This window comes from Leptospira yasudae, from assembly GCF_003545925.1.
In the GTDB taxonomy this organism is placed as follows: domain Bacteria; phylum Spirochaetota; class Leptospiria; order Leptospirales; family Leptospiraceae; genus Leptospira; species Leptospira yasudae.
In genome coordinates this window covers 114,559-138,011 of sequence record NZ_QHCU01000002.1, presented here as the reverse complement: position 1 = coordinate 138,011, position 23,453 = coordinate 114,559, and the positions used below count along the sequence as shown (strand labels likewise).

Genomic DNA, 23,453 nt, shown 5'->3' with positions numbered 1-23,453 from the left:
TCAAAACAATTCGCTTACCTTTTCTTTTTCAAAACGATATATGGAAGTGCAGAATTCGCAGGTAACTTCGATCATTCCGATTTCATCCACGATCTGCATCGCTTCTTCTTTTCCCAATGTTTGAATCAATTCCTTGATTTTATTTTCGGAACAATCGCAGCGGAATTCAGGCTGGCCTTCCTCTAAAATCTGAACCGCGGAGCGACTAACCTCTCCGATCTTATTCAAACAATTGTAAACGTCTTTTCCCAGGAACTCAGCTGAGTTCTGATTGATTTGTTCGGAAAGACTTGCAATTTTTTGAATGTGTTCCTCTTTTGCTTCCGGCAACGATTGCAGAAGAATTCCTCTTACATCCCAATGGAACCCGTTCTTTTTGATATAAAGAGTAATAAAACAAGTGATCTGTTCGGAGCTGTTCAGGTAATTCTGAAAATTATCCTCAAAACTTTTATTGAGATACGGAACGACGGATTGATAGATGCAAACTCCGTTTTTCCAGCGAAAGACTTTGAGAACTCCGGAATATTCTTCCATTGCTTTGTTCGGTTCCACGTCCTCTTCCGGTCTTTCGCGGAGAACCGCCTTCATTCTCCCTTTACGATCGCTGTAAGCCAGAACAGAGTGGGTCGGGGAATCCTCGTTGAACTGAATCTGTAAACTTACCTTCGTATCCTCTTTGACTTGATCCGCCAAAAAAAATGCCCCCATCATCGTTCTCGCTAAAAGTTCCGTGTTGGCGTCGTCCAAGTTGTGTAAATTAGAAGCGGCCGTTACGGAATACGAAATTTCGGCTACGGAATATCGGAAATGCGTATCCGGTAAAATTCCGTATATCAATGAGTCTTGGTTCTGCATGGAATCCTTTGCGAATGGGAAATGAGAGTCGAGGTTGCGTACATCGTAACGATCTACGTCATTCGTATCCTCTCAAACATTCCTAGAAAAGACAGTATTTTTTCTTTTAGACTTACTAGAATCGAGGTTTTCTTTCTTTTCAGATTGCGGCTCGCATGAAATCTCTTTCCGAAACGCAAGGGAGAATGGAATGATATTCGGAGCCGATTATTACCCGGAACAATGGACCAAAAAGGATTGGGAAGAAGACATTTCCATTATGAAAGAAATGGGTTTGAGTTCCGTTCGGCTTGCGGAGTTCGCTTGGGCGATGATGGAACCCAAAGAAGGGAAATACGAATTTTCTTTCTTCGATCATATCCTCAAGTTGATTCAAAAGAACGGTATGACGGCGATTTTAGGAACGCCGACCGCGACCTTTCCTCCTTGGCTTGCCAAGAAATTTCCTGACATAATCCAAGAACGAGACGGAATTCAAAGAACGATCGGAACCAGAAGACAGGCTTGTTTTTCTTCCCCCAATTATAAAAGAGCCGTTGTGAAGATCGTTACGGCGATGGCGAAACATTTCGGAAATCATCCTGCGGTGATCGGTTGGCAGATCGACAATGAGATCGGTCACGAAGGATCGGACATCGATCATTCTCAATCTTCTTTGAAGGCGTTTCGAGTTTGGCTGAAGAACAAATACAAAACGATTCAAACGTTAAACGAAACTTGGGGAAACGTTTTCTGGGGAGCGCTCTATAATTCTTTCGATGAGATCCCGATTCCGGGGCCGCATGTTGCGAGCAACTTTCATCCTTCGATGATCCAAGACTTTTATCGTTTTCATTCGGACACGATCATCGACTTCGTAAAACTGCAAGCCCAGATTCTGCGTAAGTTTTCCGTGGGAAGACCTTTGACTACGAACTTATATCCTTCTCCGTTTTTACCGATCATAGACATGGCGGAACTCGCAACGTATTTGGATTATATTTCTTGGGATAACTATCCGACTTGGGGAGAACAAGAAGAGCCCTTTCCTCATCCGTTCATCTCCGCGATGCAGCAATACAATCGCGGCCTGAAGAATCTTCCGTTTACAGTGATGGAACAAATCTCGGGATTTCAAGGACACGATCTTCTCGGTTACCTTCCAGCCCCAGGTCAAACAAAACTATGGATGAAACATTCCATTGTTCACGGTTCGAACGCGATTTATTTTTTCAGATACAGAACCGCACGTTACGGGCAAGAACAACTTTGTTACGGAATTTTAGATCACGATAAGGAAAAGACCGAACGTTATTACGAACTTCAAAAAGGGATTCAAGAGATAGAAGAATACGCGGAAGATTTTACGGAAGAATTGTTTCCCGCGCAAGTCGCGGTCGTTCATGACATCGAGAACGCACGCAACTGGAAACATCAGCCGATTTCCACGGGTTTAAAATATTCACCGGTACCTTGGTCGCAGGTAGGATACGATATCGAAATGGCGACTTGGTTTTCGGGAATGAACGTCCTCAACGTAAACACTCACTTTCGTCCCGCGTCTAAAATCGATTTCAAAGATTATAAAGTCATTGTCCTTCCGATGTACACGATGGTGACGGACAAGGTATTTCAAAGTTTGGAAGAATTCGTCCGTGAAGGCGGAACCTTGATTTTGGGATTTCGGACCGGAGCCAAGGATTTAAACGGATGGATGTATGATTCTCAAATTCCAGGACCGTTCGCGGAAATGGCAGGAGTTAAGGTTCGCAAGTTCGAGGCGGTGGGAAACCAAAAGGTCAAATTTCGATTCCGTTTTTTTCCGGGAACTTGCTCCAAGATCTGTGAAATTTTGGAACCTACGACCGCAGAAGTTTGGGCTCGGTACACCGATCCGAAAAAATTCTACAAGGGCGCTCCCGTAATTACCGCGAATTCTTATCATAAGGGAAGGGTAATTTACGTGGGTTCTTCGTTGGAGCCTTTGAGTTTCGTGCTTCTATATCGTCGTATTTTGAAGGAAGCGAAGATTCCTTTTACGTTTTACGGACCGAACGTGGAAAAGGTTTTCAGAAAAGGCAGAAACCAAGATTACGAAATCTTTATCAATCATTCCGGTAAAAAAAGTTTAGCCGGTTTAAGGCTTTTAAATCCTTATGAAGTCCGAATTCTTTCTAAAAAGAAATAGAACGATTAACCACGAAGCGGGAAATCGAAACGCGATTTTCCGATGTCGTTTAACAAAATTGAAACGGTAAGAATATTTGGAACTCAATCAAATCGAAGAGTTGAATCGAATCCTTTCGTCCGCTTCCGGACAAAACCGTCCGAACGAAATTTTCGTGGATAACCTTCATACTTCCTTTTTCGAATTTGAAGACAGTTTCATTCTTCCTTCGACATCCGTTTACGGAGTGGACTTTGCGGCGGCTAAAGAATTCCTTCTGCAGGCGGAACAACTGATTCCGGAGTTGATCCGTACATGTCACGTTCTTCCGATCGCAAAGCCTAAAAAGAATTCCAATCAACTCTTCTTAGTGAAAGAGGTTCCTTCATCGGAAGTCGACAATGAGAAGAAGTTCGTTTTCGTCGTCAGTTTCATTCTCTCTTATTTGGGCGGCGCTCCGACTCCGATGATCGTGAAACCTGCAGCGCAAGGAAAGACGGCTTCGGTTCGAACACGGAGAATTTATTTTTCCGCGAGAATTCTTCCCTTAGAATCGTTCGAAATGAAGAACGGGATCATCGTCGATTTCGTGACGCGCAAATATAAAGAGACAGAATTCATGGTGGACGTGGATACGATTCCGTCGTTTAACAAAATTCAGCACACGTATTCGGAGCTTTTCGACGACGTGGATTACTCGAAACAGATTTCTACGATTCATTCGATTCTCGGCATCGATAAGGAAATCTGGAAACCGGGAAAAGTTTTTGAACCGATCGACGTGGAACTTCATACGATCAGCACTCGTTTTTTGGAAAGCTCTCAAGAAAGAATCTTCAGCCAATTTGAAAGCTTCCGGCATTTGATTGATCTTTTATTGTCGCCGGAAAGCATGACTATAGATTCAGTAAAACAGGAACCTTTGCACAACTGGCTCCGTTCTTTCGGAACGGAAAGGGACGTAACTCCCTCCGGTAATATGCTCTGGAAAATCCTAAAACGAAAGTAATCTTTTTTGAAGAGAAACCCATGGACCAACCACTTGCCCCTCCCATTGATTTTCCTTTAGAGGAAGTCAAACGCAGGATCAAATCCGTTCAATCCGTATCCGGTATTTTTATCGAATCGGCTCTGAAGCTTCAGAAAGATTTGAAGACGTTCGCGTTTTCGACCGAGGCGGAAGAAAAAGATCAGATCCACAAGGCCGACGAGATGATGGGAAAGTTCATCGTGGAATATCTCAGACAAAACTTTCCTTCCGACTCCATTCTTTCCGAAGACAATTACAAATACGAAGGCAATAATTCTTTTCGCTGGGTTTTGGATCCGATCGACGGTTCCATGAATTTCGTCCGGGGAATTCCTCTTTATTGCGTTGCGATCGGACTCGAGCACAGAGAATCTCCGGTTGCGGGAGTCGTGTTCGTTCCCGGTTTAAACACGAAATATTCCGCCATTCTTTCTCAAGGCGCTTTTAAAAACGGACTTCGCATCGACGTTTCCAATACGGAATCCCTCGCGCGCGCAATGCTTGTGCCGAGCTTTCCAACGAATAGAAAAGAAATATTAAACGAAGTCATTTCCGATATCACCGCGTTTATCAGTTGCGGACGCTCGATGAGAAGAACAGGCTCCTTTGTTCTCGATGCTTGCTGGGTCGCGGAAGGTCTGCTCGACGGAATCTGGGAGAAGGGCGTTAAACTTTGGGATACGGCTGCGAGTTCCGTAATTCTTACCGAAGCGGGAGGAAAACTGACCGACTTTAACGGAAAACGGTTTCTTTCCGGAAACTCGGAAGTCGTCGTTTCCAACGGAAAAGTCCATTCACAAATCGTGGATATTATGAGAAACGTCCGCGATTCCATCGGAAGAAACTAAATCATTTCCTACCTCGATAAGGACGTCGCCTTTCTATTTGCGACGTTTCTGAAAAATTAATTTAAAGAAAGAAGAACATTAGGGACATTCAAAATCCCTAATGTTTTCGTTGAATCAAGGAGCGTTGAGAAACGCTTCGATGCTTCGGATCTGATCGTCGTTTAAAGGAAGGCGGGTCATAATTTGGCTCGTGCGTTTCGGAGTATATCCGGGTGGATACGTTCCGCTTACGATTCTCGCCTTTAACAATTCGAAATTCGATCCTTTAACCGCCGGTCCTACCGCACCATCTACTGCGGGATTTTGATTGTGACACGCGGAGCAATTGGTCACATACAATCCCTTTCCTTGAGTCAGCAATTTTTGTTCGGGAGTCTGATTCTCTTCTTCTTTGCAGTTCGCAAATAAAAGAATCACGGAAATACAAACGAGTAAGAGGCGGGTCATCCCGCCTCGAGTTTCACGGATCGACATCAATTAAAGGAGAACCTCAAGAAGGATGTAGATGATCAGGGAAAGAATAAACCCGGAAGTGATGACTCCTTTCACGGTTTTGATCGGCTTGAAGGTCGCGCTTTCGGGTGTTGCGGTTAACGCATTCGTTTCAACCAACGCGATGATCGCGAGAATCACACCTAAAAACGTGTGAGATTCCGCTCCGGTAACGTCGAAGGAGATCGGAAGATTTCTCGCCGCTCCCATCAAGAACAACATCGGAATCGAAAGAAGAGTGTTGGTTCTGGAAGCCAGAAGTCCTCTTGCTGCGCGAGGAGCAGGGTTTTCCGCCGTTTCACCTTTTGCGGCAGCGATCACGACTTTTTGGGCCGGCCAAATTACGAACCATACGTTGAACCACATCAAGGAACCGAGTAATCCTCCACCGAGAATCACTGCAAGCCACTGACCTGTGGAAAGAGTAGTGCCGTTGTAAATAGCGTAGATGATCATCGCCCAACCGCTCAAGAACGTAAACATCGCTCCCCAACGGAACCACCAGAGAACTCTTGGAACCAATTGCTGCGTCGCTTTCTTTTTTGTATCAGCGTCCGTTTCAGCAAAGAAAGCTCCTTGTACAAAGTTAATGTACCAGAGTAGTCCGATCCAGGCGACGCCTGCGAGGAAATGCACCCACTTAAAGAGGAAATACAAGCCTTGGCTTGTAAAAAGAGCAATCCCTTCCATAATACCTCCAATTCATCGAATGAAATATGATTGTGCGCTTTAAAAAGACCGAGCGCCAGAACTAAAAATAAATCCTGGAATTTAGACTCTCAGTCAAGCACTTTAGAAATATTCTAATTCTTTAGAGAGAATAAAATACACTTCTTAAGGACAAACTTCAAGTGCACTTTAAGTTAGATCTTCGATTAAAATTTTCTGAAGTGTTTCCCAGAAGGAAGGTTCATCGTCTTTTTCATTCGAAGAACGAAAGGGAGAAAAACGATCCCTAAAAATCTCGGCTTGCGATTTTAGGATCACCTTCATCGTGTTACCGCTTCGAAAGGATTCGGATTCGAACTTGTTTCCACCGTTGCCTTCGCTTCCTTGTACAAGAAGAAGAAAGAGCTGATCGAAATATTCTTCCATATCTCCGGGAATGAACCAATTCACGACGCCCGGCGGAAAAATCTGAAGAAACCGTCCGCTGATTTTCTTTTCCGGAAGTTTTGAAAATTCCCCGGTGATTTTTTCGTAATTCTTGGATGAGAAAAAACGAAGCTTATATCCTAAACTTCTAATATCGATTTTGAGTCCGTAAACTTGTATGAATACCGAAACCCGTACGTGAAGCGCTTCCGGGTTTTTCCAATAGCCGTTTTCCGTATCGGGGACTTTCAAGAAGGTTTTCGTTCCATCGTTGTAGAGTTCGATTCCGTTTAAAAATTCTCCGGACTTGAAAATCGTAATTCGATAGGAAACTTGGTTTAAGATTTTATGAAACCGTTTATAAAATTGCGGATACGTATTCTCCGTGGCGTCGTTCAACTCGTACAAAAGCCAGGAAGAATTCTCTGCTCTACCCGTATCGCAATGAGAGACCCCGCAAAGAAACCGATGCGCTTTTGAAATCGAAGAGAACTTTGACGAATCATTGGACGGATTTCGAAGAAAATGCTGGAGCTGATCCACGTGTTGAAAGAAATCATGATAGCTGTATGCGGGAAGAATCGAAACAGTTCTCCGTTTCATTCGATACGTCTTTTGATCTTTAAAGGAAGTGGGAAAATATTCCGCATGAATTTGATACGGAACGTGATCCGGAATTTTTTCCGTGGTCAAAATATTTTGCAATCCACGGTCCGTTTTACGGATGTAAAAATCGATCGAAAGAGATCCGTTTTTTTCCTGAAGAATCGATTCGTCCGCGGAAGTTAAATTTCCGAAAAGGGCGTTTCGAATTCCGCCCGTTGGATATTCCTTCAAGATGTTCTTTTGATACGCGAGATATTCCGTCCAGTATGCCGCTTGTTGAGGCTTTTTTTGAATACAATTCGAAACGGAAATAAAGAGAACGATACAAACCAGAAAGCCGAGTCTATTTCCTTTATTTTCGAATGATTTCATAAAGCGAGTCTACGGTACGATCATCCACATCTTTGTAATAAGATTCAAAAATTAATTTCTTGTTCCCCGAAAAAATGCGTAACCACGAAAAATTACGGCGAATTCCGGAGGAAATCGCTCCTTTTTCATCCAAAAAGATCGATTCGTAATTCTTCGACTTATTTTGATCGATATAAGTTTGCACTTCGTTCGGTGCGTTTTGAAGATCGATGAATGCTATAAACTCGACTCGATCCTTGCTTTCATCGATGAGGTTTTGCATTCTCCAGTAAATCTTTCGACCATGTTTTCTGCAAAGGACGATATCCGTATAGGAACAGCCCAAAAGGAAAACGATTTTTCCTTTGAGCTTTTTGGATTCCAGAACTTCGCCTTTTTGATCCCTAAGTCGAAATTCGGGGAGATCCGAAGCGTTCAAACTCCACAGATTGAAAAGCAAAATAAGAATGAAACCGGCGGAACGCATTACGGATCAAAAATCACTTTGTCTGAAATCGAAAGATTCCATCCCAATTTTCTTCCGGCGGTTTGGAAGAATACAGCTTACAACGTTTTAGATAAATCTTAGAAAGATTGTCTCTTGCTTCTTCTCGATAGAGTTGTTTAAATATTTTCGAAGCGTCGTCGAAGTTACCGGACTTGTATTCCGAAATTCCCTGTGATAAAAGTTCGGACGTTTTCAGTTTGAATTTCTTGATATCATCGGGGTCGGATTCAAATACTTCGTAAATATCGACGGGCTGATTTCTTCCCTTTACAAAAACCGTGTCGATCATCCGAATTCCGACCTCGCTCATCCGGTGAAGCTGCAAATACGTGTGATGAGAAATGAGAATTCTGCTTTGATATAAGGACGTAAGAGATTGAAGTCTGGACGCAAGATTAACCGCGTCCCCGATCACGGTCGTATCGATTCTACGTTCGCTTCCCACCGTTCCTAAAATCAAAGAACCGGTATTGATACCGACTCCGATTTCCAAATTCCAAGGAGAAGGAATCGAAAAAATTTCCTGCATTCTTCCCGATTGAACCGCATTGACCATCTTGATCGCTGACTCGACCGCGTTGTCCGCGGAATTGAAATTCTCCTTTTCCACTCGTTCGTTGTAATCTGCAAAGAGCGCGAGAACTGCGTCGCCCACATATTTGTCCACAAAGCCGGCGGTTTGATAAACTAGATCTTCCATTTCGGAAAGATACGAATTTAAGAATGCGATTGTTTGACTTGGTTGAATCGCTTCGGAGATGCTCGTAAAATTTCGAATATCCGAAAACAAAACGGTCATCGACTTTTCTTTGTTGTCTCCAATCGCAATCGAGACGGGCGATTCCTTATCGAGAATACGGATGAAATCAGCTGGAACGAATCGATAGAACGCATCCTTTTGATTCGATAACTCTTTGTTGAGAAGCTGCGCGTCCTTATACAGCTGAATGTATCGCGAAACAAGAATGCTGATGATCGTGATGATAAAAAGGGAGTAGGCGATCTTAAAGAAAGGATAATGAAGCCCTATGATCTTAAAGATCGAATCGAGCAAATCCCAAACCGCAAAAACGATACAAGCTGCAATTCCCGCCAACATCTTCTTCGCGTCCTGTTTCTTTCTTCTTACGGTTTGAATCGAAAAGTAGAGAATATAAAACAAAAAGAAGATCATCGAAACCTGACAGACCTTCAACGCGATATGAGTCCACGAAAACGGAGAAGCCAAAACTCCTAAAAACAATCCGATGGAAAGTCCCACGAACGTAAGAGGAACGATCCCGGCCTTTTCTTTCGGATAAAAATATTCCTTTAGAAAGTAATAAAAAGAGGGAAGAATCAACGTCAAAGAAGAGTATTCCGCCCGAAAGAACAACGAACTGTCTATATTGGAATTCGAATTTACGAATTTTTGAAAGATCAAGTTCGAGGAAGAAAAGAAATACACGGAGGAAGCGAACGAAAACAATCCGAAATACAGATAATACAAATCCTGTCTTCGGGTTATATAGAAGAGTATATGATATATTCCGAATATAAAATAGATTCCGTATAAAAACACTTCGAAATATTCGGAAGTGGATTCGTAGATTTGCTGAAACGAGGAAATTCGATATCCGCTCGCATGATAAAAACCGAAATGGTCGTTTTGAATGTAAGGCGTGAGATTCGATTCCCCGATGAGATAGATGAGAATCGTATTCTTTCCTTCCTTCAAGGTTCCGGATGGAATCGGCAAAGTCACCGATTTTAAGGATCTTCGAATTACCGGCGTCAAATCCGCCGTTTGTTCAGGGGCTTCCGGAAATCGTTCCTTTCGGATCAAAACTCCGTTCAAATATAACTCCCAATTTTCTCCGATATCGGGAAAATAAATCGCAGCCGGAAGTTTTAAATACTGCGATCCGGGACGAATGGAAAAGTCGATCGTAACGGTTGCATCGTGAAAACCGGATTGTTCTGGAATTCCAAACAGGGAATTTAAACCGGCCGGAAAACCGGAAATCGTTTTCCAATCCTCGGAGGCGCTTAACTCACGTTCTTTGTTCTTTCGTTTCGTTTGGGAATTGGAACCGGAAAAATTCGATTTTTCTAATTTAGTTTTGAGATGATTGCCGAGGCTCGCTTTCCATTCCGCTTGCGTGAGATCCAAAATCTCCGGATCAGGATCGGTCGCGCAGGAAATACAAATCGATATAATCGATGTAGTTAAAATGAGTTTTAGGATCCGGATCATGCAATCAAAATTCCATCCAAAAGATTCAGAAGAGAAGGAAATTTCTTTCCAAAACGGAAAATTAGATCACATGACGAGTTCGTCTTCACCGGCACGAGCGACGACGATTTCACCCGCATCTTCCAGTTTACGGATGATGTTTACGATCTTCTGCTGCGCGTCTTCCACGTCTTTGATACGAATTGGACCCATAAAGTCCATATCCTCTCGAAGCAAGTTGGCCGCACGTTTGGACATGTTCTTGAAGATTTTTTCCTGAACTTCGGTATCGACCGATTTCAACGCTTTTGCAAGATCGGAGTTGTCCACTTCCCGCATGACTTTCTGAATCGCTCGGTCATCCAAAAGAACGATATCTTCGAATACGAACATCCGTTTCTTGATCTCTTCCGCAAGTTCGGGATCTTCTTCTTCCAAAGCTTCTATGATCGTCTTTTCCGTTCCCCGGTCGACCAGGTTCAAAATCTCGACGACTGAATCGATACCACCGGCGGAGGTATAATCTTCGGAAGCCAAAGTGGAAAGTTTTCTTTCAAGAACCCGTTCCACTTCTCGAAGTACGTCCGGACTGACCCGGTCCATCGTCGCGATCCGTTTTGCGACTTCTGCCTGAATCGTGTGCGGCAGATTCGAAAGAATGTTCGATGCCTTTTGCGGGTCCAAATAGGAAAGAATCAAGGCGATCGTCTGAGGGTGTTCATTCTGGATAAAGTTTAATAAGTGCTGTGGGTCCGTTCTACGAATAAAGTCGAACGGTCTTACTTGCAGGGAAGAAGTAAGTCGGTTGATGATATCGATCGCTTTCTGATTTCCAAGGGCCTTTTCCAAAAGACCTCTCGCAAAGTCGATACCTCCGTTCGAGATGAATTCCTGAGCCATCATCAGCTCGTTGAATTCTACTAAGACCTTTTCTTTGTCTTCCGGAGTGATCTTATCAAGTCGCGCGATTTCGAACGTGATCTGTTCGATTTCGTCTTCTCGGAGGTGTTTGAAAATCTCGGAAGATACTTCGCTTCCGACCGCGATCAAAAAGATCGCCGCCTTTTGTCTTCCGGTAAGGTTTGTCTTTTTATTCAGCACGCCCGAGTCTACCTGTAAGAATCCTATCGGTTAAAATCGAGCATTTCAACGAAAAGATTTTTCGACGAAAGGAAGAATTTTACGCGTTAAAAAGCCGAATCCGTTCCATTAAAGAAGGAGATCACTTCGGTCGGAAATCGCTTTCGGACAAACCCGTGCTTTACGGCAAAACGAGATTCTCCCTTTCCCATAAAAATCCTCGGGAAAACTTGACCTCCGCATGCGATCGAAGAGGCTCGATTACGGAGAAACATCTTGAAACTCAAAGTTTATCAGTATCAGAACTGCAGCACTTGCCGCAACGCTCTCAAATTTCTTTCCGGGAAAAAAGTGGAATTGGAAGTTCTTCCGATTCGCGAAACCCCTCCGAAAAAAACCGAACTCAAAACGATGTTGAAGTACGTAGGAAACGAATCGAAAAAACTCTTCAACACTTCCGGCGGAGATTACAAAGAAATGGGACTCAAAGACAAACTCGGGTCCATGTCCGTCGATGAACAATTGGAACTTCTTTCCAAAAATGGAAACTTAGTAAAACGTCCTTTCGTGCTTGGAGACGGTTTCGGTTTTGTGGGTTTTAAAGAAGAAGAATGGAAAAAACAAATTAAATAGTTATAAGTCCACCGAACTTCCGAATGTTCCCGTGCCATCCGGATCGGTCATCGTTTGAGGAACGCTCGTATATCCGGTCGCACCCTCGGAAAAATAGAGATATACGTTTCCGATGTTCGTTCCTCCAACGGAACTCGGCGCACCGAGCAAGGCATCGCTAAAACCGTCCCCGTCTATGTCCGCCGATCCAATAGACATTCCCATTTCGCCCATGTTCACGGGATTCGTTAAAAGATTTAGGGAAGTCGAACTGATTCCGCCGCTGCTCATAGATAAAAAAGTCAAAACAACCCCTTGATTGGGAAAAGCGCCTGTATATGTATAACCGCCTCCGAAGAGATCCAAGAATCCATCGCCGTTGATGTCACCGGTCCCTACCGATGTTCCCGTTGCGGAAGCGGCAACTCCGACAACGGGGCTGTTTACCACGTTGGAGAGAATTCCTGCAGTGGAGCTATAAACATAAATCCTCCCCGGCGAACCCGCAAAACTCGGTTCTTGATAGGCACCGACAATCATATCGGAAAGACCGTCTCGATTGATATCCGTTGCAAAGATGGAATTCGCGTACCACTGATTCGATGTGGTTCCCGGAAATGTTTGAGAGTACGTTGTATAATTATTCCCTTGGGAAAGATATACGAAGCTGGCCCCAAGCTGCGACGAGCCGACTGCAGCGATCATCGCATCCGATCGACCATCACCGTCCACATCGCCGAGCGCGACCGCATAACCGTAAAATTGCGTGCTTCCTGCAACGGCCGGATTGTTCAATTGCTGTTGAAAGGAAACCCCTTGTCCGATGATCCCGTTGGATAAGAAAGTATAAACGTTTCCGATATTTCCCGCGTTATACGGTGAACCGACAACCAAATCGGAAAAGCCGTCTCCATTGATATCGCCGACCGTTAAATTAAGAATTCCGTTTCCAACCGTCGTTGGACTGGTGGTTGTAGTCGAAAGACCCGGGGCGGATGCGCCTTTAGAAAGATACAATGCAAAGTTCGAACCGGCGCCTGCAGCTGCGGCATCCGCATATCCGTCTCCGTCAAAATCACCGAGCGCGACGGAATAACCGAGACCGCTCGCGCCGTTGATGGTAGTAACTGCGGAACTTAAACCGCGGCTTTTTCCGAGCGAAAGATAAGCCCGTACTCTGTTTGCAGCCTGCGAACCGATCAACGCGTCCGGATAACCATCCCCATCGATATCTTTATTGTTTCCTTTTTGAACCGAAATGGAAACCGGCAAAGAAGTGTTCGAACCTAAAACCGAACGAGCAGAGATCGTATGCAAACTCCAATCTTTCCAAACTCCCGTAGAAGGAATGGTGGACGGAACTCCGGCCGCGGGCAGTTGAAATTTCCATTGCGTTCCGGAAATCTGCGCGTCTAAAAACGGACCGCCGTCCAAAGAAACCTGCACACCGGACATACTCGCATCCATTTCTCCGACCAAGAATCCCGTGTTCAAAAGAGCTTTGGAACTTAGGTTCAAAATTTTCGGTTGAGGCAAACCGATCTGGGCTCCGCATACGTTTGCGTTCCCGGAAACGACCGCATTCAAAAACAAGGTTTTATAAAAGAGAGAACCGCTGATATCGCATACGTTCTCCATGGATTTTACGGCGCAGTGATAGAAAAACGGAAGGGCGCAGAGAAGGTAAAAAAATCGGTTCATAAAAATGCGCCCATCAAAATTGATTCATCCATAGTATCGGATGTCGTATTAAAAACAGACGAAACTCTTCCGACTTTCTATACTTTTTTCACTTTTCGATTTTTAGGAAAATTATTTCAGAAAGAATTTTTTTCGTAGAACGGGGTTGTATGAAGGATGGGTTTGTCGGCGAGGCAAACCGGATTACAGAAGTTCGGCGCCTTTGCCTTCGCGGACGATCGTCATTTCGTCTCCGGTGACGTCCAAGATCGTCGATAATTCTACTTCCACGATTCCACCGTCGATAATCCCTTCCACGCGGGACCCGTAAATCTCCTCGAGCGATTCCACTTCGATGATAAACTCGTCATTTGCGAAAACGGACGTTGAAGTCAAAGGATTCGGATGAATCTTCATCAATTCTTGCAAATAGATCGCATCCGGAATCCGAATTCCGATTTGTTTTTCCTTCTGATTGGAAAAGGAAACACGGGGAAGATGTTTGTTTGCGCGCGTGATAAACGTAAACGGACCGGGCGTGATTTTTTTCATCAAACGGAAAGCGTCATTCGGCAAATATTCGATGTAATTCGAAGCTACGGAAATGTTCGGACAAATCAAAGAGAGGGGTTGGTTTTTCGGAATATTCTTCAGATCGTATAATTTTTCGACGCCCGTTTTGGATTGGGAATCTGCGACGAGCGCGTAAACCGTATCGGTCGGGAAGATATAAACCTTTCCCTCCAACAATTTGTCTGAAATCTGTTGGAGTTTTCTTTTTTCCGGATTGATCGGGTGCAGGGAAAGAATCATGAATATTAGACTGCTTCAGAGCCCGGCGGTGATTCCTCCGTCGACGACGATCGTTTGTCCGGTAACATACGCGGAAGCGTCGCTCGCGAAATAAATCGCAGCTCCGACCAAATCCTCCGGTTTTCCGAGCCTTCCCATCGGAATCGCGTTCAGCATTTGTTCCATCACATCGGGCTTTTCTTTAATCATCTCGGTCATATCCGTGTCGATAAAACCCGGACAAATCGCGTTCACACGATAACCGGAGCCGATCCACTCGACCGCAAGCGCGCGAGTCATATTGATCACGGCGCCTTTCGTTCCGGAATACACCGAAGCGAATTTGGTCCCTCTCATCCCGAGAATAGATGCAATATTGATAATATTCCCGCCTTTCTTTTTATGAATTTTGTAATAGGCCGCACAAGCTCGGAATACGCCGGTAAAGTTGGTTTGAATGATGGATTCGATCTCGTCTTCTTTTAAAAAAGCTGCGGGTTTATTGGATGCGATTCCTGCGTTGTTCACCAACACGTCGAGTTTACCGTGTTCTTTTACGATCGATTCGATGATCGGAGCCATCACATCCGGTTGACGAATGTCGGCCGCAAACCCTTTGATTCCAGATCCTTCGAATTTTTTGATGGATTCTTCCGAAGAACCGGTTCCGTAAACGATCGCTCCCGCATTTTTAAAACCTTCCGCGAAATGTCTTCCGATCCCGCGAGTGGATCCGGTTACGAGAACCGTTTTGCCTTTAACGTTGAATAAATCACTCAATGGATCACTCCTGATTGTAGTTTGGTTTTACCGGATAACAAGGCCGGATTTCTTCGATGGATTCGCCGCCGTTTTCAATCGATGGTTTTTTTCCTCGTTCCGTATCGAACGTACGGATGAGTTTACGCGAATCGATTCGAATGTTTTTTCCGAAGTCCGAACTTGTGTCCTTTGTTTTTTCTTTTTTAGGTTTTTTTTCGGAATAAGGATCGAAGATTTCCGTTCCTTTTTCCTCTTTTTCAATCGTAAGGTCATCCACAAGAACGTCCCGGTTGATATAATGCGCTCCGTCGCTTTCATACGTGTTGTGCAAAGGATCGCAGTCGAACATGTCGATCTTCGTTACGATCTTATCGCAGAACATTAGATATTCCTTACAGAAATATTGAAACGTGGATTCTTTGACTCGATCAAAACTTCCTCTTCTGCAGGAAGAGAACGTAAAAAGAATCAAAAGAAGGATCGGAATTTTATTAGAGCGGGAAAGAATCATCATGGCCGTTTCAATATTAAGGTTTTGTTTTGTTCGGTGCCGCAGGGGTTTGAGAAGAATCGGGATTTTTCGATTCTCCGTCCTTTTGCAGTTTTCCGGCGGAAATACCCAATCTCCATTCGTAGGATTTAAGGGTTTTTACTCTGTCTTTTTTTCTTTCTTCTTCCGCTTCGGAATTCAATCGTCCTTCCACGTCGTCCCAGTAAATCAATTCTTCCGATTTGAGATAATCCGTATCGAGAATCCTGTTTTTGGAAATCTTATCGGAAAGTGAAAGCGTAGAATCCTCGCTCTTTCCCAAAAGAATCTTAGCCTGATATAACGCCAGAAGCGATTGTCTTTGATAATAAAGCGCGGAGGTTCGTTCTCCTTTTTCCAACTCTTTTGTAGAGGTCTTGGAAGTTTCCCCGAAACGTACATAATATTTTTCTAATACGGGAAGAATCGCACGGTTTTTGTTTTTTCCGTCCAACCGGATCGCCACGATTTGAGGGGCCAACTCCTGACCGAGTTGAATCGTTCTGTTTTCGTAATCCTTGCGAATGGTTTCTTCCAAAGGAACGATCGTTTTAAAGATGTTTTCAAACGCTGTGCTAGCATTTCCATATTCCGCTTTGATATACAAAGTTTCTGCCTGACCGTAGTCGGAAGCGAGTTTATCAAGATCCTGCTTCTTACCGAAATTCAAAAGAGAAACCCGGATTCCTTTCAAACCGAGATACGCTTTTTTACGGATCGATTCGAGTTTTCCCGTTTCGATCAATTCACGATCGGATTGAATCTTTTGTTTGTCTTTCGGATCTTTCGTTTCATTCGAAGCGGTTTGCGCAAAAATCGAAACGTTGCAGGTAAGAACGGTTAGAAAAATTACGAATCCGAGTTTCATCCGGGAAATAAGCCGATTCTTTTTCATCCTTACCAATATCGACAGGAAAACGGGTGCAAAGCAAGGCTTTTCTCAAACTGTGGATCTATGATCGTTCTCAGATCCAGGTCCCCGCGTAGAAAATACGTCATGGAATCTTTGGATCTCGATTTTAGGGTCGAACCGGAAGAGGTGGACGAAACCGCGTTTCCGGGTGAAAGTCCTCTCGAATATCTCAAACGAATTTCATTGGCAAAGTTAGGAACTCGTTCCAAAGACGAGCTTTTGATTTCCTGCGACACGATCGTCGTTCTGGACAATCGCATTCTACAGAAACCCGAAACCGTTTCCGAAGCGATGGAAATGCTCGGAAAACTTTCCGGCAAATCACATCTGGTTTATTCCGGCTTAGGAATTTACGATCAAGGACTCGAACAATTCGCATTCGATTCTTCCCGAGTCCAGTTTCATACTTGGAACAACGATCAAATCCGAAAATACATCGAAACGTATTCTCCGTTTGATAAGGCCGGTAGTTACGGGGTTCAGGATAAGGAAGGACCGGTTTTCGGTTTTGAAGGATCGTATACGAACATCCTCGGATTTCCGATCCGGATGTTCTTTCAATACCACGAACTTTGGAAGAAGTATTTAAAAGGAAATCACGCGTAAAAGTCGATCAGACTTCCGCGGGTTGTGGGCAAATCGCCTTTCGGAGGAGAAGCGAGATTCTTTCCCGGAAAACTGCGGTCCGCTACGAAATCCTCTCGACGCACCGGTTCCACGGCTTGCACTTTTCCGCCCATACGGACCGGGCTGACATACGTCAAAGCCTCGTTCGGAAAAGAAATCCTCTGGACTCCGGAACTGATATTCATATTCTAATCTTCGGAGAATCGATCCGACAGCTTAATCGATTCTTCGGATTTTTTAGAGAACCGAACCGATTTACGGCTTTCATAGAATGGCGACCAAAACCAAAGAATATAAAAATTCCATAGAATTCCTTGCCGATTGGAGTAAGAATTTACCGCAGATCGTCTTCGTTGCAGCCAAAGAATCCTATGAGTTCGAAATTCTTGCGGAGAAATATAAGGAATCGATCCGTAAAACCGGCGAACCGTTCGAGATCGTAATCTTCGTATCCGAGCCGGGCGACTTTGAACGATTTCAGTCCGAAGCGTTCAACTTGGATATGTTTTCGAACCGGAAATTATTCATCATCAAATCGGGATTGGAATTTTTTAAACCGATCTCCGGCGGAAAGGGAAAGAACAACGAATCGCTTCAAAAACAATTTTCGAACTTTCCGGATTCGATCCAACTTTTGGTTCATTACAATCACTGGGAAGTTCCGAGCAAGGTTCTGCAGATTTTCGGCGGAAAAGCGAACCTCATTAAAACGAAAAACTTTTATCCGAACGAAACGCGAGGCGGCCTATTACAGGCCTGTAAGGAAATCGGAGTTCAACTCGACGAAGACGCGATGGACGAGTTTCTTCATAAAATTCCTCCTTCCATGGGCGCCTATCTCCAATCACTTTCCAAACTCAAACTCTATCTCGTAAAAAAAACGTTCACCAAACAGGACGTGGAAGACGTTTTATTATTCAGCGGAGAATTCAATTCTTCCGGTCTTGTGGATTTTTTTATGGAATCCGATCGGATTCGTTTTTTCAAAGAATTGAGAAAATATCAAAGCGGAAGAGATTCGCTGCTGTTGTTTTTTATGATCTTAAAGGAAAGAATCGATCAGCTCCGCAAATACAAAATCATTTCGAAAAAGTACGAAGCGACTCTTTCGGACGAGGAATTTTACGAATACCTCGATATACAATCCTACAGTCCCGCAAGAAAGAATTTCGTGCGGAATCGTCTTCGAAAAGAAGCGACTTTCTTTTCCGATAAGATCATCGGAGAACTTTACGATTTTATGATAGAGATGAATATCCGAATCAAGACCGGTGCGGAAAAGGAAGGGGCGGAATTTTATTTCAATCGACGGATGGAGGATTTTTTCCTTCAGCTTCGCCGGAAAGACCGAATTCTATAATTTTTCTGTAAATCGTCCTTTCCGAAATCCCGAGAATTCTTGCGGCCTTTTCACGGTTTCCGTTCACAAGGATAAGGTTCTTTTTGATGATTTCCCGTTCGTAATCCCTCAATGGAATTCCCGTTTTCACTTCGATAAATTCGGGATAAACGTACGACGTTTCGAACATTTGCGGCGGAAGATGTTTTACGTCCAGAACCCGGACCGCAAACAGGGAAACCATACTTTCCAGAAGATTCTTCAACTGGCGAACGTTTCCCGGAAAATCGTAGTTTAGCAAAAGCTGATATAATTTTTCGCTGAGACGAACTTCCTTCCGTTTGTATTTTTCGGAAAGAGTTTCGAGGAAGTGTTTAATCAAAAGGGGAATGTCCTCTTTTCTCTCTCGAAGATCGGGAAGATCCAAACGAAAATTGGAAATTTCAAAGTAGAGGGATTCCAGGATTTGTCCCGCATCCAGTTTCTGTTTCCATTCTTTACCGGAGAGAAAGATGAAGCGCGAATTGGATCGGTTTTCGCGAAGTCGCTTTAACAAAAAGGCCTGAAGTTCTTTCGGGAAATCGTGGAAGTCTTTTAAAACGAAGTAGGTGTTTTGATCGTCGGAAAGAATCGAATTCAACGCCGTTTCCGTTTCCGCGCTATTGTAATCTAATACGACGACTTTGGGATTTTCACCGGATAAATTCGCGATCAAAGAAGAAACAAACGTTTTACCGCTGCCCGGACCTCCCGTGACAAAGAGGGGCATCTTATTCTGAGACAACGACTTGAGTCGATTCAAGATCTTAATCGAATTCGAAGCATTGCTGATAAAAATGTTTTCTTCGGAATCCATGACCCTACAAAAAGTTTATAATCCTTTGACCTGGAGAACTTTACCTCGGACAATACAATCGAAAGAACTTTTATTCGTATTCTGAAAATAATTTCTTACTTGAATCGGCGTACATTCCAGAATTTGAGAAGGAGAAGTCTTATACGTTTCGGTTAAATTCGCAACGTTCGAAACTCCGTCCACGGAACCTCCTGATGGAACATAAGTCGTTAGATAAGCGATCTGTTCGTCGACCTGCGGCGCCTTTAACCCGACCGGCAACGAAATCCAAAACGCTTTTTCCCCCGATTTTACCAAAACTTCGGCGCCGCCATCACTCTTAAATTCATCCTTAAACACGGCTTGGGAAAGTAAAAAGGAAAGATTGTCCTGCAACGGTTCAGCCGTGAGAATCTTGTCTCCGGTCAAATCGGAATAGATTTCGGTAAAATTCAAAGGGTTGATCGATTCGGATTCCGCATATTTGCCCGAATACGAAACCTTATTCAAAGAAGATTCTGCGACCGTTTGGCTCGGAGTCACGTCTGCGTAAGTGAAGTAGATTTGTCTTCCTCGGAACAAGAGGGTTTTGGAATCCTTCGCGGTGCTGACGCGTCGGAAGTACGTAATATCAAAGAAACTTCCTTTCGAAAGAATTCCTTTGTAAAACTGAGTTTGCATAACCGAAAAATACGGGGAGGTGAATACTTTGATTCCATAACCAGCGGATTGTAAGTCTTGCATTGCGGACGACAATGTCGGATTCGGAATTTTTCCTTTTGCATTCGTTAGAATGATTATGTCGTGAATGCCTTGGAATTTATTTCCCGACTGCATTAAAGTTCTTCGCACACTCAAAAGCGCTTCGGATACGTCTTCCAAACTGGTTTTTCCGTATGACTTTAAACCCGCAATTTGAGAGCGAAGTTCGTTCAACGATGTCGCTTTAGGGAGAATCGAAACCTTCCCTTCTCCGAACGTAACGATCCGAATTCCTGTCATAGAATCCCAAGACGCGTTTTTTATAAACTGGATCAGTTCCTCTCTTTCTCTTTGAAACGAAGGGGAAAGATCAATTACGAAAATAAATTCTTTCGGGACTTGTTTAGATGAAGAATTCGAAATTTGCCGTTTTTTAGCGGGAATCCAGGGAAAGGAGCGTTCCGTCATGGATCGCATTAAATAGAAAAGATCGTTTTTTTCCGTAAGATGAAATTCATCCAATTGCTTTTGCGCGCAATTGTAGACGATGCGGTCCAAAGATACATTGTTTTGGAAGCCAATTTCATCTCGAACTAAAAAGTCCGCGCGGATTTCGGAACAAACCCTGGAGAAGTCCTCTTTTCCAAAACGAGCGTTTCGGAATTTGCTGAAAATTTCTTTGTCGGGAATCCTTTCGGTCGTATCAACCTTGGCTCTCAAAAGCAAGTTTGCGTAAAACGCGCCAAATTTGGAAATTTCTTGCGATCTGTCGTCGATTCTTTCCAAAGTCGCCGGCAGATTTCCATCCACCTTACCCGGAAGGAAAATTATACTCGTGGAGAAGAGTGGATGAGTCACGAAACATAGAAAAAAAAATAAATTTCTGAACATGGATGACTTAGTGCGACGCAAATCGGTTTTATAATTTAATATGAGAATTCCTCGATTCAAAGCAACTCATTAAAAAATGAGTTGCATAAACTCCGTGAAGTATTAGTTTTTTTCATTTAGTAGATCAAGGAGAAAATAATGATCAATAGACTTATCGCTCTATCTGTAGCAACGATGATTTTTGCAGCTTGCTCCAGCACTGACACCGGACAAAAAGACGCAACATCTGTAGGTGATGGCGGTTGGACATTCGAAGGATGGGGTGGACCTCCAGAGCAAAGAAACGACGGAAAAACACCAAGAGATACTAATCCAAAAGACTGGTACTATATTAAATTTTCCTCCAGAGCATCCGCTAAAGCAGTAGCTAAGAAAAGCCAAGCTATGATGCAATCGACTTGCCGCGAAGCTTCTAGACTTCAAGGTGCGTCTGACGTTGTGAAAAAGATGGTTGGTGAAACTGTAGAAGCAGCATCCGGAGTATCCGACGGTGAAGCAACTGCATCCGTAATCGTTTCTCAATCTCAAGGTGTTGTAAAAGGAGTTGGGGTTTACGAGTGTAAAGCAACCGGTTCCGGTTCCGATCCAAAAGACATCTCTAAAGACAACTGGGAAGAATGTCAGTGCGTAATTTACGCAAAATTTCCTGGTGGAAAAGACGCTCTCGTTGCGAAAGCTCAAGAGGTTTCCAACAAACAATAATAAGCTGAGTTATAAAAAGCTTATTTTGCTTACAGACCCCGCCTTCAACAGCGGGGTTTTTTATTTCCTTTTGGATTATTGAAGAACGATGCCGAACTTTGCGGCAAGAGTATTTATGTCCGCGTTGAATTCATCCTGCTTAGACGCCGCCTTTTTCAAAGATTCCGTCGCAACTTGAATGATCTTATTCTTTTCCTCGTCTGAAACCGAATTGTATCTGGAAAGCTCTTGGCTGGATTTCTTCAACAGTTTAACCGTTTCTCCCAGAAGAGCGTCCTTGCTTAAAGAAGCCGATACCGTTTTGATCCAAACGTCGTAATAGTTGTTCAACTTATCTTCCGTTAAAATGGAATCGTAACAAGTCACTTTGGAGAATTCTCCGATGACTTCCTGTTCCAAACAATACATTCCCCGTTTCAACTTGCCTTTCGTATTGGCCGTGATGGTCGGTTTTACGAATGCGTCATCCGAGTCGTTCAAAACGAAATAAACGTTTTCAGAGAAATTCTTAGCGGGCGCATACCCTTCTTTGTTTTCTACGGTTTTAACTTTGATGAATGATACGGTGGACGTTCCTTTCTTCGTTGCGACTTCCGCATCGACGGTTTCCAAACCGGTTACTTCTTCCATTCCGTAAACAAGACTGACTTGATCTTCTTTTTTATCCGAACCAGGGACTTTATAAATCCATTGATCGAAATTCGCAAATCGGGTCCCTAAGATTTGCGCTTCCTGCTTCTTTTCTTCCTTTTTACATCCGATCATGATCAGCAAAGCAAAAGAAAGAATTAAGAATAACTTTATGTGTTTCATACAGTGTTTCTCCGTTTCTCGAAGTTTTTAAGCTCGCGGAGAATTTAGTCAAGAAATAATGGAAGAAGTTAGATCGCGGCTACAACGTTGCGTCTTTTGTCGGAAAGTAGAACGTCTTCGAAACGATTCCATTCCCTAAGTTCCAGTAATTCGGATTTCCAGGACGGATCGAATTCAAGACCGGATAAATATTTCACGAGATGTTTTCTAAATAGAACAAGACCGAATTCTTCTCCGAAATCTTCGACCATCCAAGCGAGGTGTTTTAAAATCACCGCGGAGATTTCGCTCCAAGATAAATCTTCTTTTTTGATTTCGGAAAAAATCCAAGGATTCCCGATCGCATTCCTTCCGATCAAAACTCCGTCGACACCGTATTCTTTGATTTTAAAATTCGCTTCCTCGAAACTTTTGATGTCTCCGTTTCCGAAAACGGGAATCGTTACGTTCGCTTTTACTTCGGCGATCGCATTCCAATCCGCCAAACCGGTATAAGCCATTTCTTTGGTGCGTCCGTGAACCGTTAACGCATCCGCTCCCGATTCTTGCAGAATTTTTGCGACTTCGACATAGTTGCGGCTTTCGGAATCCCAGCCGATTCGAATCTTTGCGGTAACGGGAACGCTTACGCGTTTTTTCATCGCTTCGATGATTTTTCCGGCTAAGATCGGCCTTCTCAAAAGACCCGCTCCCGCTCCCCGCAGCGAAACTTTCCGAGTAGAGCAACCCATGTTCAAATCGATGATATCAGGTTTTAATTCTTGGATGATTTCCGCGGCTTCGGCGATGATCTCCAAACGATTGCCGAAAATTTGAAACGTAACAGGACGTTCTTCCGGATCAAAACGAAACATCTTCAACGCCTTCGATGCGCGATGAACGATTTCGTCCGTATTTACGAATTCCGTATAAGAAAATGCCGCGCCGAATTCTCTGCAGATTCTGCGCGTCGGAGAATCGGAAATTCCCGCCATGGGAGAAAGAGAAATTCTCCCCGGGATCGAGACGTTTCCGATTTGAATCATAG

The 23,453-nt window shown here is 43.7% G+C and carries 24 protein-coding genes; 7 read left to right on the top strand and 17 right to left on the bottom strand.

The genetic code is table 11. From position 1 onward, the window contains the following. Entirely contained in the window at nt 1-858 is an 858-nt protein-coding gene (locus DLM76_RS05790) for an Hsp33 family molecular chaperone HslO (RefSeq protein WP_118954479.1), read from the bottom strand. A gap of 190 nt (nt 859-1,048) precedes the next feature. On the opposite strand from DLM76_RS05790, the gene DLM76_RS05785 reads away from it, so the two are divergent. From DLM76_RS05785 to DLM76_RS05775, 3 genes are all read left to right on the top strand, one after another. Beyond that, complete coding sequence (locus DLM76_RS05785; RefSeq protein WP_118964650.1) at nt 1,049-3,025, top strand: beta-galactosidase; 1,977 nt, start codon at nt 1,049-1,051, stop codon at nt 3,023-3,025. Nucleotides 3,026-3,101: 76 nt separating this feature from the next. Continuing rightward, the gene (locus tag DLM76_RS05780) at nt 3,102-4,013 is read left to right on the top strand and encodes an LIC_10030 family protein (protein ID WP_118964649.1); all 912 of its coding nucleotides are present in this window, start codon (nt 3,102-3,104) and stop codon (nt 4,011-4,013) included. A 20-nt stretch (nt 4,014-4,033) separates the two neighbouring features. Beyond that, nucleotides 4,034-4,882 carry an inositol monophosphatase family protein gene (locus DLM76_RS05775; protein WP_118954482.1) on the top strand — a complete coding sequence of 283 codons (849 nt, stop codon included), beginning with the start codon at nt 4,034-4,036 and terminating at the stop codon, nt 4,880-4,882. Between the two features lie 114 nt (nt 4,883-4,996). On the opposite strand, the gene DLM76_RS05770 is transcribed toward DLM76_RS05775, so the two are convergent. From DLM76_RS05770 to fliG, 6 genes are all read right to left on the bottom strand, one after another. Beyond that, on the bottom strand, nt 4,997-5,356 hold the full coding sequence (locus tag DLM76_RS05770; RefSeq protein ID WP_118964648.1) for a c-type cytochrome: 360 nt from the start codon (nt 5,354-5,356) through the stop codon (nt 4,997-4,999). Between the two features lie 3 nt (nt 5,357-5,359). Next, nucleotides 5,360-6,064 (bottom strand): urate hydroxylase PuuD, encoded by a 705-nt coding sequence (locus tag DLM76_RS05765; protein ID WP_118964647.1) that lies wholly within the window; start codon nt 6,062-6,064, stop codon nt 5,360-5,362. A gap of 168 nt (nt 6,065-6,232) precedes the next feature. After that, on the bottom strand, nt 6,233-7,447 hold the full coding sequence (locus DLM76_RS05760) for an LIC10025 family lipoprotein (protein WP_118964646.1): 1,215 nt from the start codon (nt 7,445-7,447) through the stop codon (nt 6,233-6,235). Further along, nucleotides 7,428-7,913 carry a peroxiredoxin family protein gene (locus DLM76_RS05755; RefSeq protein WP_118964645.1) on the bottom strand — a complete coding sequence of 162 codons (486 nt, stop codon included), beginning with the start codon at nt 7,911-7,913 and terminating at the stop codon, nt 7,428-7,430. Before DLM76_RS05755 ends, DLM76_RS05760 begins: the two co-directional genes overlap by 20 nt. A 13-nt stretch (nt 7,914-7,926) precedes the next feature. Continuing rightward, nucleotides 7,927-10,170, bottom strand: a complete 2,244-nt coding sequence (locus DLM76_RS05750) for an adenylate/guanylate cyclase domain-containing protein (RefSeq protein ID WP_118964644.1) — start codon at nt 10,168-10,170, stop codon at nt 7,927-7,929. A gap of 66 nt (nt 10,171-10,236) precedes the next feature. Then, nucleotides 10,237-11,250 carry a flagellar motor switch protein FliG gene (fliG, locus tag DLM76_RS05745; protein WP_069605674.1) on the bottom strand — a complete coding sequence of 338 codons (1,014 nt, stop codon included), beginning with the start codon at nt 11,248-11,250 and terminating at the stop codon, nt 10,237-10,239. Nucleotides 11,251-11,505: 255 nt separating this feature from the next. Between fliG and DLM76_RS05740 the strand changes: the two genes are divergently transcribed. Further along, entirely contained in the window at nt 11,506-11,862 is a 357-nt protein-coding gene (locus tag DLM76_RS05740) for an arsenate reductase family protein (protein ID WP_118964643.1), read from the top strand. Here the strand turns inward: DLM76_RS05740 and DLM76_RS05735 are convergent, their stop codons facing one another. From DLM76_RS05735 to DLM76_RS05715, 5 genes are all read right to left on the bottom strand, one after another. Further along, nucleotides 11,863-13,542 carry an FG-GAP and VCBS repeat-containing protein gene (locus tag DLM76_RS05735; protein WP_118964642.1) on the bottom strand — a complete coding sequence of 560 codons (1,680 nt, stop codon included), beginning with the start codon at nt 13,540-13,542 and terminating at the stop codon, nt 11,863-11,865. A 183-nt stretch (nt 13,543-13,725) separates the two neighbouring features. Then, nucleotides 13,726-14,334, bottom strand: a complete 609-nt coding sequence (locus DLM76_RS05730) for an L-threonylcarbamoyladenylate synthase (RefSeq protein ID WP_118964641.1) — start codon at nt 14,332-14,334, stop codon at nt 13,726-13,728. A 15-nt stretch (nt 14,335-14,349) separates the two neighbouring features. Continuing rightward, nucleotides 14,350-15,093, bottom strand: coding sequence for an SDR family NAD(P)-dependent oxidoreductase (locus tag DLM76_RS05725; protein WP_118954490.1), 744 nt, complete (start codon nt 15,091-15,093; stop codon nt 14,350-14,352). A 4-nt stretch (nt 15,094-15,097) separates the two neighbouring features. Then, the gene (locus DLM76_RS05720; protein WP_118964640.1) at nt 15,098-15,589 is read right to left on the bottom strand and encodes a hypothetical protein; all 492 of its coding nucleotides are present in this window, start codon (nt 15,587-15,589) and stop codon (nt 15,098-15,100) included. Between the two features lie 13 nt (nt 15,590-15,602). Further along, nucleotides 15,603-16,499: a hypothetical protein gene (locus DLM76_RS05715; protein ID WP_118964639.1), complete on the bottom strand. Its 897-nt coding sequence runs from the start codon at nt 16,497-16,499 to the stop codon at nt 15,603-15,605. A 60-nt stretch (nt 16,500-16,559) separates the two neighbouring features. Here DLM76_RS05715 and DLM76_RS05710 point away from each other — a divergent pair, with 60 nt between their 5' ends. Further along, nucleotides 16,560-17,123, top strand: a complete 564-nt coding sequence (locus tag DLM76_RS05710; protein WP_118964638.1) for a nucleoside triphosphate pyrophosphatase — start codon at nt 16,560-16,562, stop codon at nt 17,121-17,123. Here DLM76_RS05710 and DLM76_RS05705 read toward each other — a convergent pair. Continuing rightward, the gene (locus DLM76_RS05705) at nt 17,114-17,329 is read right to left on the bottom strand and encodes a hypothetical protein (RefSeq protein ID WP_118954494.1); all 216 of its coding nucleotides are present in this window, start codon (nt 17,327-17,329) and stop codon (nt 17,114-17,116) included. The genes DLM76_RS05710 and DLM76_RS05705 overlap by 10 nt on opposite strands. A gap of 86 nt (nt 17,330-17,415) precedes the next feature. Between DLM76_RS05705 and holA the strand changes: the two genes are divergently transcribed. Next, entirely contained in the window at nt 17,416-18,504 is a 1,089-nt protein-coding gene (gene holA / locus DLM76_RS05700; protein WP_118964637.1) for a DNA polymerase III subunit delta, read from the top strand. Here holA and DLM76_RS05695 read toward each other — a convergent pair. Both DLM76_RS05695 and DLM76_RS05690 read right to left on the bottom strand, forming a co-directional pair. Further along, a complete protein-coding gene (locus tag DLM76_RS05695) occupies nt 18,446-19,339 on the bottom strand; it encodes an AAA-type ATPase lid domain-containing protein (protein WP_118964636.1) in 894 nt (297 codons plus the stop codon). The two genes, holA and DLM76_RS05695, sit on opposite strands and share 59 nt — an antisense overlap. Before the next feature lie 15 nt (nt 19,340-19,354). Next, nucleotides 19,355-20,911, bottom strand: coding sequence for an LIC10012 family protein (locus tag DLM76_RS05690; protein WP_118964635.1), 1,557 nt, complete (start codon nt 20,909-20,911; stop codon nt 19,355-19,357). Between the two features lie 138 nt (nt 20,912-21,049). On the opposite strand from DLM76_RS05690, the gene DLM76_RS05685 reads away from it, so the two are divergent. Continuing rightward, on the top strand, nt 21,050-21,613 hold the full coding sequence (locus tag DLM76_RS05685) for a lipoprotein LipL21 (protein ID WP_118954498.1): 564 nt from the start codon (nt 21,050-21,052) through the stop codon (nt 21,611-21,613). A gap of 75 nt (nt 21,614-21,688) precedes the next feature. Here DLM76_RS05685 and lenA read toward each other — a convergent pair whose 3' ends face one another. Together lenA and dusB are read right to left on the bottom strand one after the other, a co-directional pair. Continuing rightward, nucleotides 21,689-22,426: a lipoprotein LenA gene (gene lenA / locus DLM76_RS05680; RefSeq protein ID WP_118964634.1), complete on the bottom strand. Its 738-nt coding sequence runs from the start codon at nt 22,424-22,426 to the stop codon at nt 21,689-21,691. 68 nt (nt 22,427-22,494) lie between these two features. Further along, the gene (gene dusB, locus DLM76_RS05675) at nt 22,495-23,451 is read right to left on the bottom strand and encodes a tRNA dihydrouridine synthase DusB (RefSeq protein WP_118964633.1); all 957 of its coding nucleotides are present in this window, start codon (nt 23,449-23,451) and stop codon (nt 22,495-22,497) included. Between the last annotated feature and the right edge of the window lie 2 nt (nt 23,452-23,453).

Coding starts and splice junctions, on each gene's coding strand:
- DLM76_RS05790 (WP_118954479.1), bottom strand. CDS start 858: ATGCAGAACCAAGACTCATTGATATACGGAATTTTACCGGATACGCAT.
- DLM76_RS05785 (WP_118964650.1), top strand. CDS start 1,049: ATGATATTCGGAGCCGATTATTACCCGGAACAATGGACCAAAAAGGAT.
- DLM76_RS05775 (WP_118954482.1), top strand. CDS start 4,034: ATGGACCAACCACTTGCCCCTCCCATTGATTTTCCTTTAGAGGAAGTC.
- DLM76_RS05770 (WP_118964648.1), bottom strand. CDS start 5,356: ATGTCGATCCGTGAAACTCGAGGCGGGATGACCCGCCTCTTACTCGTT.
- DLM76_RS05765 (WP_118964647.1), bottom strand. CDS start 6,064: ATGGAAGGGATTGCTCTTTTTACAAGCCAAGGCTTGTATTTCCTCTTT.
- DLM76_RS05760 (WP_118964646.1), bottom strand. CDS start 7,447: ATGAAATCATTCGAAAATAAAGGAAATAGACTCGGCTTTCTGGTTTGT.
- DLM76_RS05755 (WP_118964645.1), bottom strand. CDS start 7,913: ATGCGTTCCGCCGGTTTCATTCTTATTTTGCTTTTCAATCTGTGGAGT.
- DLM76_RS05750 (WP_118964644.1), bottom strand. CDS start 10,170: ATGATCCGGATCCTAAAACTCATTTTAACTACATCGATTATATCGATT.
- DLM76_RS05735 (WP_118964642.1), bottom strand. CDS start 13,542: ATGAACCGATTTTTTTACCTTCTCTGCGCCCTTCCGTTTTTCTATCAC.
- DLM76_RS05730 (WP_118964641.1), bottom strand. CDS start 14,334: ATGATTCTTTCCCTGCACCCGATCAATCCGGAAAAAAGAAAACTCCAA.
- DLM76_RS05720 (WP_118964640.1), bottom strand. CDS start 15,589: ATGATGATTCTTTCCCGCTCTAATAAAATTCCGATCCTTCTTTTGATT.
- DLM76_RS05715 (WP_118964639.1), bottom strand. CDS start 16,499: ATGAAAAAGAATCGGCTTATTTCCCGGATGAAACTCGGATTCGTAATT.
- DLM76_RS05710 (WP_118964638.1), top strand. CDS start 16,560: ATGATCGTTCTCAGATCCAGGTCCCCGCGTAGAAAATACGTCATGGAA.
- DLM76_RS05705 (WP_118954494.1), bottom strand. CDS start 17,329: ATGAATATCAGTTCCGGAGTCCAGAGGATTTCTTTTCCGAACGAGGCT.
- holA (WP_118964637.1), top strand. CDS start 17,416: ATGGCGACCAAAACCAAAGAATATAAAAATTCCATAGAATTCCTTGCC.
- DLM76_RS05695 (WP_118964636.1), bottom strand. CDS start 19,339: ATGGATTCCGAAGAAAACATTTTTATCAGCAATGCTTCGAATTCGATT.
- DLM76_RS05690 (WP_118964635.1), bottom strand. CDS start 20,911: ATGTTCAGAAATTTATTTTTTTTTCTATGTTTCGTGACTCATCCACTC.
- DLM76_RS05685 (WP_118954498.1), top strand. CDS start 21,050: ATGATCAATAGACTTATCGCTCTATCTGTAGCAACGATGATTTTTGCA.
- lenA (WP_118964634.1), bottom strand. CDS start 22,426: ATGAAACACATAAAGTTATTCTTAATTCTTTCTTTTGCTTTGCTGATC.
- dusB (WP_118964633.1), bottom strand. CDS start 23,451: ATGATTCAAATCGGAAACGTCTCGATCCCGGGGAGAATTTCTCTTTCT.